The organism is Paenibacillus sp. FSL R5-0810, assembly GCF_038002285.1.
GTDB lineage: Bacteria > Bacillota > Bacilli > Paenibacillales > Paenibacillaceae > Paenibacillus_AQ > Paenibacillus_AQ lactis.
This window is the reverse complement of record NZ_JBBOCF010000001.1, coordinates 1,551,025-1,566,746: the sequence shown is the minus strand read 5'-3', so window position 1 is coordinate 1,566,746 and position 15,722 is coordinate 1,551,025. Positions and strand designations below refer to the sequence as shown.

Sequence of the window (15,722 nt, the reverse complement as noted above, 5' to 3'; positions counted from 1 at the left end):
CTGATCCCGCAAAGGGACGAGTGCGCTCGTGGTTCCACCCTAATTCGACCCGCTTATAAAGCGAATCCTCATTGGATTCTGTAACGGGAACACCCGGCGAAGTTTACAATCAAGGATCATCCTTGATTTCAACATCGCAGCTACAAGGTGGTAAATCCTTAGGGGTGCCGAAGAGGATTTCAGCCCATGTCCTCTTTCTCTGAACGGCCCTTGGTTAAGGATTCATGTCCTTGATTACAGCTTTTATGTTTTTACATGGTACTTGAAATATTTGCCGGCGTCAAGCTGGAAGTTACTCCAATCGAACAAGCCCGCCATCCTTCACTTCATACACCTGATCGGCGACGCCTTCGAGCAGGCGAACATCGTGGGATATAAATAGGATGGTGCCTGTGTAATTTCGCATCATCGTCTCAAGCGCTTCCACGGCTGGAACGTCCAGAAAATTGCTTGGTTCATCCATAAGCAGGATGTTATAGCGCCCAAGCAGCAATTTGGCCAGCTGGAGCTTGATGATTTCGCCCCCGCTTAATACTGACAGCTCTTTGCGAACATCCTGCTGCGTGAACCCCATGGACGCGAGTACCGCTCGAATGTCCGAAACCGGGTATTCACAGTTTTCCTGCATGAATGCCATGACGTTCTGATTCCGATCGAACTTGTAACCGGTTTGGACAAAGCAGCCGATTTCCGCCTTGGGCGATAACGCAATACCGCTCTCCCGATTGCGGATCATGTTGAACAACGTCGTTTTTCCTGCTCCATTTGCGCCCGTGATTGCAATTTTTCCTCCAAGCGGGAATTGGAAGGACATATTGTCGAAGATCACCTTATCACCGAATCGTTTGCAGATATCCTGCCCTGCGATCGGAAATGGATTGTGGAGCTCCAGCGCTTTGCTCTGTCGGAACTGGACATTTCGCATGGCCTCGGGGGCGGTAACTTCGCCAAGCGCTTTGATTCTCCGTTCCGTATTTTTGACTGCGTTATGGAGCTTTTTTTGTTTGCTCCCTTGGGACTTTTGATGGCCGAGGCGTCCTCCGCTTTCCGATCTGTTCTTGCTGTTCTTTCCCTTTGAATCAAGCTTCCGAGCCTGATTTTTCTTCTCGATGATAACCTGCTCCAGTCGCTCCCGCTCTGCCACGTATTGTTTATATTGGGTTACTTGGCTTTGTCGTTCCTCTTCCTTCTGAACCAAGTAATCGGTATATCCTCCCCAATATTCGGTGATCTTTCCGTCTCTCAGCTCCCAGACCTTATCGACAACCTGGTCCAGGAAATAACGATCGTGACTGATGATGAGCAGAGCTCCGGAATAATGTTTAAGCTGGTTAACGAGGAAGTCGATGCCGCCGCGATCCAGATGAGATGTCGGCTCGTCGGCAAATATGCCGTGCGCTTCGCCCGACAGTGCCTGTGCAATTTTTAGTCGTGTCTCTTCCCCGCCGCTCATGGTCTCGGCTTGCACTTGGTTGATGCCTAATCTGCCAACGATGGCGTAATCCTGCACATCTTGGACGACTACCTCATCCAATTGGGGGAGATAGGTAAACGTTCCTTCCCTTGCAATCTTGCCGTGCTGTACAGGCGCTTTGCCTAGCAACGCTTTGAGCAGTGTACTTTTTCCAGCTCCGTTGGCACCAACCAGACCGATTCGATCAAACTCATATAACTCCAAATGGTCGATATCGAGCACAGTGCGTCCCAGATATTCCACATAAAGATCCGTTGCTTTTATCAACAACATTTAAATTCCTCCTTCGAAAATCGCAGTTTCCGTCGTTTCGTTCGCAGGTTGGACCTGCGATTTGCAAAGAGAGGATTATATAAAGAAGAACCAGTGTATCCTATGCATCGTCATGCCTCCTTTTCATATCAATGACTTTGACGTTACATTGCCAGCAGGAGAGCAATAAAAAATGCAGATTCAAGTCCACGTGTGGGCTTGAATCTGCATGGGTTACGTGCCAGAACAGAGCGAAATAAGGCACAGCAAATATGCCGTCCAGGTCGCAATCAATGTCCTCATACGTAAAAATAAGCAGCTCAAAAAAAGCCCACACGAGTGGAAATCCGCTTCTTTATCGCATACTTACCATAAACGCATGGAGTGAACCATTGATCGCAATCCTCCTCTTCTTTAATAGCCGTATCTTAACATCATCAGCTTCAACCGTCAATTGATACGCTTCCTGATATACAGTTAGTTTACTTGTCCGCATGATCTAACCCTAACGGTTTAACTGCAAGAACGCATTCTCTTCCCCGCTGGAATCACTCATTCAAATCGCCTCCGCTCTAATCAATTCCAGCCAATGTTCAAGCGTTTCTTTAATCTCAAAGCGATTTCTAGACCGCATTTCCTTTAATGTATCCCAATTATCATTTACGACCACCAACAGATATTCTCCGCTGGCACTCGAATCCGGTGACCAACCTAAGTCGATAATCAATCTCTCCTGCCCGCTTTTGGGCACGATCCATTCACCTTTCTCCAGCCTCATCTGAATGATTTGCAGCAGATCCTCGGTGAAATAGTGCCAGTTCTTGATAAATCCATCTGCATCGGGCTCAGGTTCAACATCATAGAACTTATTGTAGCAAACGGCAAAACCTGCCGGAATTCGAAGCTCCATCATTTCCAATGTTCATGTACTCCTTATCAATGTCCGCCAAGCTTCTCAAACTCTTTTTTATACAATTCATATTTAACCGCCCACGCATCTTTGCGGGATTCCATCGTTCTTTCATCGAGCAGCGCCTCGATGACATCCAGGCATACATCCCATCCGGCAATGTCCTTAGGCGTATGGTCCGTGATGCTCGTGATTCGCTCTGTCAGCACCAACCGGCAGCCCCCTCTTTCCGGATGCAATTCGAAGCGGACCCGGTCCTCACCCCACGTATATTCCAGAACGGACAGCTCTTTGTAATCGGTAATCTCAAATACCTCGAATGTTCCGTCCTGCATATCAAAAGTAATGGTTCCGCCCAAACGCAAGTCTTCCACCTTGAGTTCAGAAAACCACCTTGTCAATTTTTCGTTATCCGTCAGGTAAGACCAAACGTTCTCCACGGAATGCTTCAATGTGCGTTCGAATCGGACCCTTGTTCCAAACTCGTCTTGCTCTACCACAGCCAACATTAAATAACCTCCTTCCCGTTATCGACGATCTCAAACTTTTAGAATGACTCCATTGACATTAAGGATAAACTGCGCTTTCCTTAATTTAATAGAATTATAGCTCCATATGCAGCTATTTCATACCTGCCATGGTCCTTCATATAATTTTCGATTAGGAAAGGAGAACACTTCATTGTCCGGAATTACCTTTGTTCGCAACCCCGATTTGCCGTTCCTGGAGCTTAAGCAATGCGATTCCCTAGATCATTTGTCGTACAAAAAACATTTTCATGAGGAGCACTCCATCGGTTTGGTTGAGGAGGGAACCACACGCGTCTGGTCAGAAGGACAGCAGTTCCAGGCTTCAGCGGGACAGGTCGTCTGTTTTCCCCCGCTGGTCCCTCATGCCTGTCATCCGGAGAATCCCTCCATTTGGAAATATACGATGATATTTATTCATCCCGAATGGTTTGCCGATGTTCCTTGCGATCTTCCGATCCGCCGTCCCCATTTCCCGGTTCTTCTCCAAGGGGCTCGGGGGAGCCAATGCCGCCAATTGATCCTTGCTTGCAGATCGCTGCTTCACGAGGATGCCTCGCCCTTAGAGATTGAGTCGATGCTTCTGGAATTAATGCATTTAACGAAGGTCATATTGCAGCCCTCAACCCCCGTCTCGGACATGGAACGTGCAGCCCCCGCCGTTCTGCAGGTCAAGTCATATCTCGATCTTCATTTCAAAGAGCGCATTACGCTGGATACACTCCAAGAGATCTCGGGTATCAGCAAATTTCATCTGATTCGTCTGTTTAATGCGACATTTCACCTTGCTCCCCATGCCTATCAAAATTTACTGCGCATCAATTATGCCAAGCGGGAGCTGTTAAGCGGCCGGCCGATTGCCGACGTCGCTTTTGATGCCGGATTCTACGATCAAAGCCATTTTACGAGAACTTTTTCAGGCTGTGTCGGCACGACTCCGCTTCAATATATAAGGGCAGCTACAACCTGACCGCAATTTTTTACAAGACCGCCTTGCGCACGAATTGTACAATCGAAAAAAATCGAGGGTGCCTTGACGAGAATGATCAAGGGCAATCAGGGAAGAAAACCCGTCAATACGGGTTTCTTCCCGAGAGTGTCCTCAGCTTTGCATCGGTGCCTGTTTCCATGTAATGCCGTCAATGAGGCCAAAGCCCTTTTCCTTGACGTAATCGGTCTTTACAGTAATTCAATATACCCTTCCGTTCCATGCACCCGGATTCGCTGCCCATCCTTTATCCGTTTGGTGGCATTCTCCACGCCGACAACGGCCGGCAATCCATACTCACGTGCAATTACGGCGCCATGGGTCATCAGTCCGCCAACTTCGGTGACCAGTCCTTTGATGGATACAAACAATGGCGTCCAGCTGGGGTCTGTAAAGGAGGTGACTAAAATATCTCCCTCATCCAGATCGGCGTCTTCCATGTTTAAGATGACGCGTGCGCGTCCCTCGATAACGCCGGAGGAGACGGCAAGACCTGCAATTGCTCCGTCAGGAAGATCTTCTCGTTTGTAGGCCCCTGTGATGATTTCACCCTCCGATGTGATGAGACGCGGCGGCGTTAATTTTTCATACAATTTATACTCGTCTTTTCGCTGGCTGATCATCTTTCTTGGCGCAAGCCTCGCTTGCTGCTCGACCATGCAACCCGGGTCATCCAATGTATTGGTGCGCACGACTTCGTGAAGTTCCTCAAAAGTAAGATAATAAATATCTTCCTTTTCATGAATAACGCCCGCTTGCACGAGCCGTTCGGCTTCTTTCAGCAAAGCCTGCTTATAAACGAAGTACCGACTCACCATGCCGTATTTGGGATATTCCCGGTAACCGATGAAATTCCGGATGAGGTCGATCTTTCGTTTGGTTTCTTTGGCTTTTTGTTCACCATCCGGCAATTGCATCAATCGCTCTAATAGTTCTTTTTCTTTTTTCAAAGCTTCCTGGCGCCCCTGCTCAAACTTCCGAACACTTTCATTTGGTTCAAAGTTTTTGATGTTGCCCAGGATCAAAGGGATAAGCGTGCTTGGTTTTTCACTCCACCGGGTTCTTGTGATATCGATTTCTCCGGCACATCGCATGCCATACTTGTCGAGAAAACTTTGAATTGCGTCAAGGGCTTCCTGCCCGCCATCCAGCTTAACCAGTTCATCCAAGAAGGCGTCGTCTTTGACATGCTGTAAATAATCGATGACTTCCGGATAAGGACGGATTGCATCAGCGACATCGAGCAGGGCCAAGCCCATTTCCGAAGTAATATTGTGGGGTACAGATTGTGAAAGCGTGTCTGCTGCGTTTTTTTCACCTAACCATTGGTTCATTCGCTCATTAACCCATGCTGAAGCATTCATGGCAGCCATAAACACAGCCGAACTTTGCGGGTCAAACAAGATCTTCTTTAATTGCTGAATATCTTCCAGGATAAAATCAAACAAATCCGATCCAGACTTCGTTTGGATGTGTTGTTTTAACTCTTCGATCGATGTCTGACTACGTTTAATCAAATCAGAAACGATCGTCGGATCGTTATCGAATTGCGGTTGGGCACCGGCAGGCGGCATACCTTTATTGCTTTTACCCGGGCTTGATTCGTTTTTATCGTTTGGTAATAGTTTTATGAAATCTCGATCGATTATGGTCATAAGCGCGTCTTTTAGAAGCGGATCGTGTTGTCCCATGCCATTCACTAAAAATTCTCTGCTGTCAGGTGATGCCAGATTCCGTGTGACATCAACAAACAATCTTCCGCCAGCTTTATGCATGGGGGCTGAAGTCGTCATCAGAAAAAATGACAATCCAAGCGGCTTTATGGGATCCGTCATCATTTGTTGATGACCCACAGAGATATAGACGTGATTTTCTTCATCATTCGCTTCAGGGATCGGAAATAAAGTCGTGATAGGCCGGCTTTGGACCATATAAAATATGTCATCGACTAGGCACCATTCGATATCTTGCGGCTGACCGAAATAAGCTTCAATCTGTCTCCCGATGCTTGCCAGCTGTAATATTTGCTCATCCGTCAGGGTTTGAGCCTTTTGCCGATCCGGATCCAGCTGCTTTGTTTCTGTTCCTCCTTCGTTCCGTGCATAGATTGCCAAAGTTTTAGTGGCGATCCGCTTCTCGGCGATTTTTCCTTCCCGTACTTTGTAACCATCGGCAGAAACCAAGCCAGAGACTAGCGCTTCTCCAAGTCCATAACTGGCATCAATGGAGAGGAGCTTTCGGTTTCCGGTCATCGGATCAGCGGTAAACATGATCCCAGAAGCAAGCGGGAAAACCATCCTTTGAACGATAACGGATAAATAAACTTGACGGTGGTCAAATCCATTTTGCATACGGTAGATGACCGCGCGGTCCGTAAATAGCGAAGCCCAGCATTTGCGGATATGCTGCAGGATGGCATCTTTGCCGATGATGTTTAAGTAGGTGTCTTGTTGCCCCGCGAAAGAGGCATGCGGCAAATCTTCGGCGGTCGCGCTGGAACGTACGGCATAAGCATGCTCTTCGCCAAACCGGGAGAGAGACTCGGTTACTGCAGTCACCACGTCGGAAGGGATCTCAACGTTCATAAGGGTTTCCCGAATCTTCCTGCTGATTTCACCAATTTGATCTCGATCCTCTACGGATAGCATGGTTAGTCGATGGAGCAAAGCATGATACGTTTCGTTGTGTTCGACGGCTCTTTGATATCCCTCGGTTGTCACGCAAAATCCTTCAGGAACTTGGATTCCTTCGATTTTTGATAATTCCCCTAAATTCAATCCTTTTCCGCCAACAAGCCAAAGCTGGGATGTTGCCATTTCCTTAAAATCGATAACCAACGAACTCATTCAACATCTCTCCTAACCATGGATTTGAAAAAAAACATTTGACAAGAGATTTTTCGGCATGCTACAATGAAAATGTAAGATAAGATATTTATGACCTTTTACACAATCTCAGTCGTGGTCTGATTATATCACCGCGTCTGTTTATATGCAATACAAAAGAACCTGGTCCATCGACTCAGGTTCTTTTTTTTATGACCATCCGCTTCTTTGCTTCGTCGTTCCTGCTTCGGGCTTGGACAGTGCCTGTTCAATTTCCGATACGGATCGCATTTACCCAGGCAGGAGCAGAAGCCGCTCGCCGGGCATCGTCTCAAGCTGAATCCGTTCTCCTGCAATCGCTTGCCCTTCCGCCCCGTCCCGGTAAACGATGACGCCCCGATCCGGCCATGGATTGAGCAGCTTGAGCTCTCTTCCACGCTCGCTTGTAATCAGAACGTATCGCACCTTGCCGTTCTCAATCTCGCTGCTTACGACAAAGGCGCCTACGGCTCTTAGCTTCTTGAATCTCGCTGTTCTGTCTGCTGGCCAGGTCGGAAATAGGCGCAGGATGCCTTGATGGCTCTGCAGCAGCATTTCGTGCAGGCATGCCGGTACGCCGGCCGCATCCTCAATTCCTCCGCCTCCGTGATGGATCGACAGATTGGGCAGCGCGTACCGCTCGCATTCCGCTCTCAAACGTTCCAGAAGCTCGGCCGGGTCATGGCCGACCCGCGCGGCTGCAGCGTAATAGGTTGGAAAAGCGTTGAAGTCGGACCAGCGCTGCATCTCTGCCACCGTATCCTGCGCGATCTTCAGCTCTTCGGGCGAACTGTCGAGTCCAAGGTTCCCGGCCGGGAAAATATGCTGCACCGCCAATGAATTGCGGTCGTTCCAGCTCATTCCCTCCTCGGTCAATCTATAGACCGTTTTGCCGCTTCGTTCCATCAGCGGATAAGCGCTCAAGTTCGCTAAAATGTGCCGCCACTTCGGCTGTCTATGCGTATCCCGATCCAGCTCTACACTCAAATGGAGCATGGCTCGCATGATCATTCGCACGAAGCCGAGCGAAAGAATCGGGTTTTTCCGGTCTTGGGAGCGCTCGTGGATGTCATCATCGTAGATGACGTAACGTCCATTCTCAAAGACCAGGTAGTCTTCCCAAAAATCGGCGACCGCAAGCAGATAAGGATAGACCTTTCGCGCGTAGTCCAGATCGTATGTATAGTAAATATGCATAAGCAAGTTGACCGCCGCAAACGAGGCGTTTGATTTTTGGCCGTGAAACAGCGCGGAACAAACCATGCCGTCCGGACCGAGTTCGACCGGCATGTAGATGCCCCGGCAGCTCAACTTCTCGCGGGCCAATACTTTTCCAAGGGGAAGGAAGGCCAGCAAGGGATCGCAGTAGCCTGAAGACAAGGCGATCCGATTTCCGGTATACAAGCCGAAGTAAGGCGCTTCAAAGTTGTAATTCATCGTGTAGGACCCGGTCCATTTCGGCCGGTCCGTCGTCACCCAGTTGCCGAACAGGCCCGGCTGGACCTTGTCTGGACGCATACAGGATCCAATGATGTAGTAAGAGGCGTAATAGTACTTCTCTAATACGGGATCGCCGATTTCGATCGAGGACGCGCGCCAGTACTCGCGCCACCAGCCCCGATGGTTTTGCTTGCGTTTGGCCAGACCGTCCAAGCCTCCGGTTGCGTAATCATTCAGCAGGCCTAGTGCCCCTTGCAGGCAATCCGGCTCGTCTCGGTTGCTGACGATCGCCGTCACAACAGCCAATCGTTCTCCTGCCCGGATCTGAAAGGAAGCTTCCACATTCTGAAACAGCCACTTGTTTTGCGCGTTCGTACCGATGACACGACATGCGGCAGCCACGCGTCGAACTTGCGGCAGGCTGCCTGCATTGGCGGCGTAGCGGAACCAGATTGCTTCCGGGTCGGCCCCGTTATCGTAATGGTAGACCTCATCGGTGGCACTATCGCCGGCATGGAGTCTGGCGGTTACATCCAGCTTCCCTGCCATGCATTCCAGTTCGGTCACCAGTACGTTGGAATCTGCGGAAACCCAGGAACATAGCCGCAGATTCACCTGCTCATTTCGGAATGATCCCCTCGTTTCGGCATTCAAAATGTCCTGCTCCAGGTCATACGACGCATCCGTGAGCCCAGGCATCAGCAGCGATATCTGCCCGACCGTTATGATGCGCGCGCCCGTTCTCCGGCCGTTGTCCCGGAGCAAGCGTCCAATCCGCTGTTCTTCACTTTCGCCAAGATGAGGCTGAACCCAAAAATCGTTTTTGCCAATGTAAAAGGTCTGATGATGGGCCTCGCCGCCGATCGAAACCCCTATGTCGCCGTTGCCGAGCAGCGGCGCGTCCGTCCACGTATCCGTTGGGATCCGGGTTGGCGGACGTCGGAATACGCCTATACGGTCCTTCCATTGCTCTTCCCGAATGCTTATTTCATCCTGGTTCATCCATACACTCGATTCCATTGCTCTCCTCCTTGGATAAAATCCTTGACAGATGCTATGACAAAGGCTTCAGCTCCAGCCGCAAGCGACGAGGCCTTTCATCCAGCTTGACATTCACCGGTTGTCCTGGCCTAAATTCGAACTCCTGGATTCGCGCCACCATGTCCGGCAATATGAGCCGGACAGCCTGCCTTCCGCTGCATGTTCGAAGCGTCACGTCTACCATCTGTTCTTCCCGATCCCAGCTTAACTCGCACTGCACCCCGCCTCTTGCCAGCAAAGGCCCGACAGATCCCCGAATCCACCGTGTCGGCAAGGCCGGAAGCAAATGCAGCTCGCCTGGCACAGAGAACAACAGCATCTCCTGCACTGCGGCCGTCCATCCCATATTCGCATCCAATTGAACGGGCGCCCAGTCCATATCCACGCCGATCCCCATGCCCCGCCAGTCGTTATGAAGCGTCATCAAATTATTCATGACGCAGGAGCGGCCGAGGATATCCAAACATTCTAGAGCCAGGTCCCCTTCTCCCATGCGCGCATAATTATTCGCCATATGGGCGAGTGACCAGCCGGACTGCTCCTTCAGACCGATGACGAGCCGCTTCCGGATAGCCTGGACGAAAGCATCGAACAGCGCCGGATCGTTCTGCCTGGTCACTTCAATCCCCGGAAAGACGGGGTACGCATGCGACTGATGGCGATGATGGTAATTGTCATCATAATCGGGATGCATCCATTCGCGGACGGCACCGTCCTCGTTGATCTGATATGGAGGTATGCGCTCCAGCATAGCTCTCCACTGATTCTCTTCCTCCTCACTTTCCCCGATCGCACGCAAACCGTCGGCCAGATTTATTATTAATTCCTTGGCGATCGCGAAATCCATCGTAGCGTTAACCGTTGTGCCCATCGAATGGCGGGGCCCTCTCCAATAGTTCCCCGGCGTATTCTCCGGCGAATTGGAAGGCGAACTTACATAGAATCCATCCTCGCCAAGGATGAAGAAATCCCTGTAAAACCATGCGGCCTCGCGCATGAACGGAATCGCGCGTTCGCGCAGGAAGGCTATATCGCCTGTATGCAGATAATAATCGTAATACAGCTGGCTGACCCAGCCCGCGCCCCCGGTCCAATGTACGATGTGGGGCTGGAGATGTTTGAGCAGCCCCGAGTCCGGCGCAGTCGGAGCGGGAATGTAAATCCCGCGGCAGCCGTATAAGAGGCGCGCATTCGTCCGGAAGTCGTCCATCAGCGAATCCATGTAGTCGAACACGGCCAGCATTAGGCCCGGCATATTGCCGGAGAGCGCCTGCCAATACATCATTTGCAAATTTTCGTTCACCATGTGAAACGCCCATACCGCATCGTAATCGCCAGCCCACAATCCGTAGAGATGGCAGGGCTGCCCCTTCTCGCGCGAGGCGGATATAAGCAGGTAGCGTCCGTACGCCCACATCTTCTCCATCAGCGCGTCCGGAACCTCGCCCCTGTATGCTTCCATCAGCAGCTCCTCATTGGAGCGCTCCCTTCCTTGCGCCCTCAAGTCGAAGGACGATGCGTGGAACAATCTGCCGTGCTCCGAAGCATGCCGTGCGAGCAGCATCTCGTAGTCGGCTGCCAGATCCCGAAGCTCGAATGTTAAGCGCTCCCACTGCTCTTCCCTCTTCCCCGACGGAAACAACCGAATGATCACGAGCAGCGACTCGGCGTCTTTAATTGAGTACTCCCGTTCATTGGCACCCAATGTCCCGGACCGATTGACGATCCTGGCGACTGCTCCGAAGTCCGAGCCGTCATTGTTGCGAGCGGCGTAGTATAAATAATGGCCGTCCCGCTTCGATTCGGGAGCCTCCGGGATGTAAACCGTTCCCGGCCGGCGTGTATCCTCGGGATTATGCGGCTGAAAGGTCATCGTGGCTTCCAGCGCAAGCGGACCCTGCTTACGGATGGCCAAGACGACGGAATCGTCCGTGCGGGAGACGAATAACGATCTTTCGTACGCGGTCTCCCCATCCGTCCAACGAACCGTAACTTCCCCTGTGGCCATGTTCAGTCTTCGCTCATAACCGCGGAAGGCGCTGTGCTGCGGCATATAAATCTTCAGGTCCCCCAGCGGAAGAGGCGACGCAATCTTCGGCTCGTATCCGCTCGTGCGCAGGCACTTGACTAGAACGCCATCAGCTTCCTCTGCTTCTCCTTCGGCGAGAAGGCGCCGAACCTCTGGAAGTATTGCGCTCACATCCGGCAACTCCGGTGTCGAGCCCTTACGCCACAGGAGCTCATGATTGAGCAGTATGGTTTCTTCGTACACTCCTCCGTATACCGAAGCACCGATGCAGCCATTGCCAGACGGCATCGCTTCCCTCCACTGGGACCGCCACCATGCTGCGGGATAGCGCATCGTCAAGATATGTTTCTGATCGGTATTGCGATGATCTGAATGCATGCCATATATCCTCCTCTCCAAGTCAAATCATATCCGGCACTCCATAGCTTGGGCCCGAATCGACGGTATCGAGATCGAGGTTCTTAAAAAATGGGGACAGCAAAAACTCAATCTCGTTCATGTCCTGGTCCTCGATGTCGGTAAGGATAAGGCCATCCCCCGGGGATGGCCTGGTATCGGCGACTGGATTTGCAAGCCTTGCATTCCATGCATTCGCTGGGTTATCGCAGGCGCGACTCCTGGATAACAACGCCGTCCTTGTTGTTAAATCGTTCGGTTGCTTCCTTAATAATCTCGTTGCCGCCTTTCTGGCGATATTCCTCGATGACCTTGGGCCAATCGGCGATATCCTCGTTGCCGTAAATCATTTTGACCATATGGTCGACGATGATCTTAGGCGCCTGATCCGGCCGCTTGGAAGCGAGGTCCGGATACCGCTGGAACGATTCCAAATCAGGGATAAAGATAATGCCGCCCACCCCTTCTCTGGCCAGTGTGTTATCCAGCGCATCCAGCACGTCTTGGCCGCCTTCGAGCTGCTCCATCCGCATCCGATTGATTGTCGCATCGCCCACGAATCCCAGCATGCCCCTGAAGCCTTGCTCGGCTTCTTCTTCCGCGGTTGTGGGCGCTTTGTAATTCACTTTGCCATTATCGATCGTGTAATTCTCCCCTTCGATGCCGAAGGTGAAGAACATTTTGGCTTCATCGGTCAGCATCCAATCCAGCATCTTGATAATGCGGATCGCTTTTTCCTCCGGCACATTCTTGTTGATGTACAAAGACGTAATAACCGAGCTGTACAATCCGTAACCGCTCAGTCCTTCAGGCCCGACCGGTGACGGAATGATTTCAACCTCGGCCTTCGGATCAACCGCTTTGATCTTCGAGCGGAAATCGAGCAGCCCCGCAGCGTTGGACGTCCACATGCCGGCTTTGCCGCCATTGATATTCTCTGCGTATGTAGTTACATTCAATGTGGCAAAGTCTTTTGGTACCAAGCCTTCATCATACATGGTTTTGTACATGGTCAGCGCCTTGGTCATATTGTCTACGTCGAAAAACTTGGGAACGATCTCGTCGCCCTGCTGCATGAACTGATAGCCTAACGCGTCGTAAGGGCCGAAGAAGAGGTCGGCGTACTTGAAGTCCATGCGAAGCTGGTACGGATTTTCGACACCCAGCTTCTTGAATGCGCGAATGACATCAAGGAATTCCTCCGGCGTCTTCGGCACGGGCAATCCGGTTTGCTTCAGCAGATCGGTCCGAATGAACGTGGCCCGTCTGGACGGATTGCTTAGCCAGTTCGGGATGCCGTAAATCTTGCCCTTATAACTGACTTCGTCCCAGGCTGCTTGCGTGACGTGCTTCATGATGTTCGGCGCGTGTTGCTTCAGCAGATCGTCGAGCGGCATGAAGACACCGGCTTGGACGGACCCTGCCATCGATTTGTCCGTCGCACCTCCTACGTTTTGCACGACGTCGGGGATATTATTGCTTGCGAACATAATCGACATTTTGGAATCGAAATCTTTAAGCGGAATCGTAGTCAACTGAACGTCGGTATTCGTACGCTTCTCCAGTTCCAGCACCCATTTATCTTTGTTGATATCCGGAGACTGCTCCACATGGGGATTGCCGCTTGTCGTGATCGACATGCTGAACTTCAGAGGCTCCTCCGCTCCCGAATGGCCGGTCTCGCCGGTTTGGGCCGGTTGTTGATTGGTCTGCCCCCCACTCGAGTTGCCTGGAGTGCTGCCGCCACCAGCGCAAGCGCTTACACTTCCGACTGCAAGAATGATGGCTAGCATCAGGCTTAGTCGTCTCTTCATCGTACCTTCATCTCCTTTTCATTGAATAAACCACAACAATAAATTACTAAATATAAAAATTAATGGTTATGGCATATTTATTATGGATGTGTGTTTTTTTATCATGGGCTACGATTTGATCGAACCGATGAGCATGCCTTTCACAAAATATTTTTGCAGAAAAGGATACACCAGCATGATCGGCAGCACCGATACGATTATGACGGACATTTGGACGCCGCTTGGCGACACGTTCGACAACTCCTCCATCAAACCTCCCGCCTCGGCCATGGAGTTATTCATCACGATTTCCTGAAGCCTGAGCTGCAGCGGATACAGCGTGCGCGAGTTGATGTAATATAACGCTTGCGAGTATGAATTCCAATGCGTGACTGCATAGAACAACCCCATCGTCGCCATGATCGGTTTGGACAGCGGGAGCACGACGCTCCATATGATCCTAAGCTCTGAAGCTCCGTCTGTTCTGGCGCAGTCGATCAACTCATTAGGCAGGCTCATATAGAAAGACCTCATGATGAATAAATTATAGGCGCTGATTGCGCCTGGGATCATAAGTGCCCACAGCGTATCGAGCAAATGCAGATTTTTGATAAGCAGAAAGTTCGGGATAAGCGGCGCCGAGAAAATGAAAGTAACGAGAATGAGCATCAGAATGGGCTTGCGTCCCTGATACTCCTGCCTGGACAGGGGGTAAGCGAGCGATGCGGTCGAGACGAGATTGATCAAGGTGCCGACGACCGTAATGAACACGCTGACGCCGAACGCGCGCAGGATCGACGGATCATTGAGAATAACTTGATAATTATCGAAGGTCAGATCGACCGGAATCAGCGAAACGCGCCCGCTATTGATAGCCGCTTCACTGCTCAGAGACTTAGCCAGTACGTGTAAAATCGGAAAAATCATCATTATCCCGAGCAGCGTCATAAAGATATAGTTCATGCCGTCAAATAAATGGAAACGACGAAGCTTCGATGATGGCTGCATGCCGCAACCCTCCTTTTGATTCGTAAAATTAATACAGTCCGCTGCCCGTCGCTTTCTTGCTCAGCGTGTTGCCGATCATGATCAGGCCAAGGCCGACCACGGATTTGAACAAACCGATGGCGGTCGTGTAGCTGTATTGCTGCTGGATCAAACCGACGCGATAGATATACGTATCCAGAATATCGCCGCTATTTTCATTTAACGGGTTCAGGAACACAAATACCCGTTCGAAACCGAAATCAAGAAAGTTGCCAATATGCAGCAAAAACATGATGACGACCGTTGGCAAAATGGCCGGTATGGTAATCTTCGAGATTTGCTTCCAGCGGTTGGCACCATCGATGCGGGCAGCCTCGTACAGTTCAGGATTGATGCCGGCGAGCGCCGCAAGGTATACGATCGTGCCCCAACCGCTGTCCTTCCAAATGCCCGATCCTACGAGAATGCTTCGGATATAGGACTCTTCCCCGAGAAAATAAATGGAGTCCAAACCTAGCGATTCGAGCATGCTGTTTACGAGCCCCGTGGACGGAGACAAAATGCCGATGGCGATGCCCCCAATGATGACCCATGATAAAAAATGAGGCATGTACACGACGGTTTGCAGCACTCGCTTAAACAAAACCACCCTCATCTCATTCAGCAGGATCGCCAGAATGATCGGCACGGGAAAAGCAAAGATAAGGTCATAACCACCGATTAAAATCGTGTTCTTCAAAATCCGCAAAAATTCGCTGTATTCAAACATGCGTCGGAAATGCTCCAGCCCGACCCACGGACTGCCAGAAAATCCATTGAATATGTTGTAATCCTGGAACGCCATGGCCGAGCCTAGCAACGGAATGTATTTGAATACGATGAAATACAACAATCCTGGCAGCGAGATGATATAAAGAACCTTGTATTTGCGGAACTGGCTCAACCTCGATCGGGCCATGGAAGTGCGTTTGGGCGGCTTCGATGCGGCAATGGGCGTATTTCCCGGCATATTCTTCACTCC

The 15,722-nt window shown here is 50.8% G+C and carries 10 protein-coding genes and 1 other annotated feature; of the genes, 1 reads left to right on the top strand and 9 read right to left on the bottom strand.

Annotated features, from left to right (window positions below):
* Positions 1–9 precede the first annotated feature (9 nt).
* Positions 10–247, bottom strand: a binding site (T-box leader).
* 45 nt (positions 248–292) lie between these two features.
* From MKX76_RS07065 to MKX76_RS07055, 3 genes are all read right to left on the bottom strand, one after another.
* The gene (locus tag MKX76_RS07065) at positions 293–1,747 is read right to left on the bottom strand and encodes an Msr family ABC-F type ribosomal protection protein (RefSeq protein ID WP_341033289.1); all 1,455 of its coding nucleotides are present in this window, start codon (positions 1,745–1,747) and stop codon (positions 293–295) included.
* Between the two features lie 535 nt (positions 1,748–2,282).
* On the bottom strand, positions 2,283–2,639 hold the full coding sequence (locus tag MKX76_RS07060) for a hypothetical protein (protein ID WP_232239373.1): 357 nt from the start codon (positions 2,637–2,639) through the stop codon (positions 2,283–2,285).
* A gap of 23 nt (positions 2,640–2,662) precedes the next feature.
* Positions 2,663–3,145, bottom strand: coding sequence for an SRPBCC family protein (locus tag MKX76_RS07055; RefSeq protein ID WP_007128154.1), 483 nt, complete (start codon positions 3,143–3,145; stop codon positions 2,663–2,665).
* A 172-nt stretch (positions 3,146–3,317) separates the two neighbouring features.
* Here MKX76_RS07055 and MKX76_RS07050 point away from each other — a divergent pair, with 172 nt between their 5' ends.
* Entirely contained in the window at positions 3,318–4,133 is an 816-nt protein-coding gene (locus tag MKX76_RS07050) for an AraC family transcriptional regulator (RefSeq protein ID WP_341033287.1), read from the top strand.
* Positions 4,134–4,342: 209 nt separating this feature from the next.
* Here MKX76_RS07050 and ppsA read toward each other — a convergent pair whose 3' ends face one another.
* The 6 genes from ppsA to MKX76_RS07020 form a co-directional block, all read right to left on the bottom strand.
* Positions 4,343–6,997, bottom strand: a complete 2,655-nt coding sequence (ppsA, locus tag MKX76_RS07045; RefSeq protein ID WP_007128156.1) for a phosphoenolpyruvate synthase — start codon at positions 6,995–6,997, stop codon at positions 4,343–4,345.
* A 270-nt stretch (positions 6,998–7,267) separates the two neighbouring features.
* Positions 7,268–9,475 (bottom strand): glycosyl hydrolase family 95 catalytic domain-containing protein, encoded by a 2,208-nt coding sequence (locus MKX76_RS07040; protein ID WP_341033286.1) that lies wholly within the window; start codon positions 9,473–9,475, stop codon positions 7,268–7,270.
* 34 nt (positions 9,476–9,509) lie between these two features.
* On the bottom strand, positions 9,510–11,903 hold the full coding sequence (locus MKX76_RS07035) for a glycosyl hydrolase family 95 catalytic domain-containing protein (protein WP_341033285.1): 2,394 nt from the start codon (positions 11,901–11,903) through the stop codon (positions 9,510–9,512).
* 221 nt (positions 11,904–12,124) lie between these two features.
* Positions 12,125–13,735: an extracellular solute-binding protein gene (locus tag MKX76_RS07030; protein ID WP_341033283.1), complete on the bottom strand. Its 1,611-nt coding sequence runs from the start codon at positions 13,733–13,735 to the stop codon at positions 12,125–12,127.
* A gap of 108 nt (positions 13,736–13,843) precedes the next feature.
* Entirely contained in the window at positions 13,844–14,722 is an 879-nt protein-coding gene (locus MKX76_RS07025) for a carbohydrate ABC transporter permease (RefSeq protein WP_007128161.1), read from the bottom strand.
* A 28-nt stretch (positions 14,723–14,750) separates the two neighbouring features.
* Complete coding sequence (locus tag MKX76_RS07020; RefSeq protein WP_341035027.1) at positions 14,751–15,659, bottom strand: ABC transporter permease; 909 nt, start codon at positions 15,657–15,659, stop codon at positions 14,751–14,753.
* Between the last annotated feature and the right edge of the window lie 63 nt (positions 15,660–15,722).

Bases quoted from the DNA above. Each gene is read 5' to 3' on its own strand.
- MKX76_RS07065 (WP_341033289.1), bottom strand. From the start codon at position 1,747: ATGTTGTTGATAAAAGCAACGGATCTTTATGTGGAATATCTGGGACGC.
- MKX76_RS07060 (WP_232239373.1), bottom strand. From the start codon at position 2,639: ATGATGGAGCTTCGAATTCCGGCAGGTTTTGCCGTTTGCTACAATAAG.
- MKX76_RS07055 (WP_007128154.1), bottom strand. From the start codon at position 3,145: ATGTTGGCTGTGGTAGAGCAAGACGAGTTTGGAACAAGGGTCCGATTC.
- ppsA (WP_007128156.1), bottom strand. From the start codon at position 6,997: ATGAGTTCGTTGGTTATCGATTTTAAGGAAATGGCAACATCCCAGCTT.
- MKX76_RS07040 (WP_341033286.1), bottom strand. From the start codon at position 9,475: ATGGAATCGAGTGTATGGATGAACCAGGATGAAATAAGCATTCGGGAA.
- MKX76_RS07035 (WP_341033285.1), bottom strand. From the start codon at position 11,903: ATGCATTCAGATCATCGCAATACCGATCAGAAACATATCTTGACGATG.
- MKX76_RS07030 (WP_341033283.1), bottom strand. From the start codon at position 13,735: ATGAAGAGACGACTAAGCCTGATGCTAGCCATCATTCTTGCAGTCGGA.
- MKX76_RS07025 (WP_007128161.1), bottom strand. From the start codon at position 14,722: ATGCAGCCATCATCGAAGCTTCGTCGTTTCCATTTATTTGACGGCATG.
- MKX76_RS07020 (WP_341035027.1), bottom strand. From the start codon at position 15,659: ATGGCCCGATCGAGGTTGAGCCAGTTCCGCAAATACAAGGTTCTTTAT.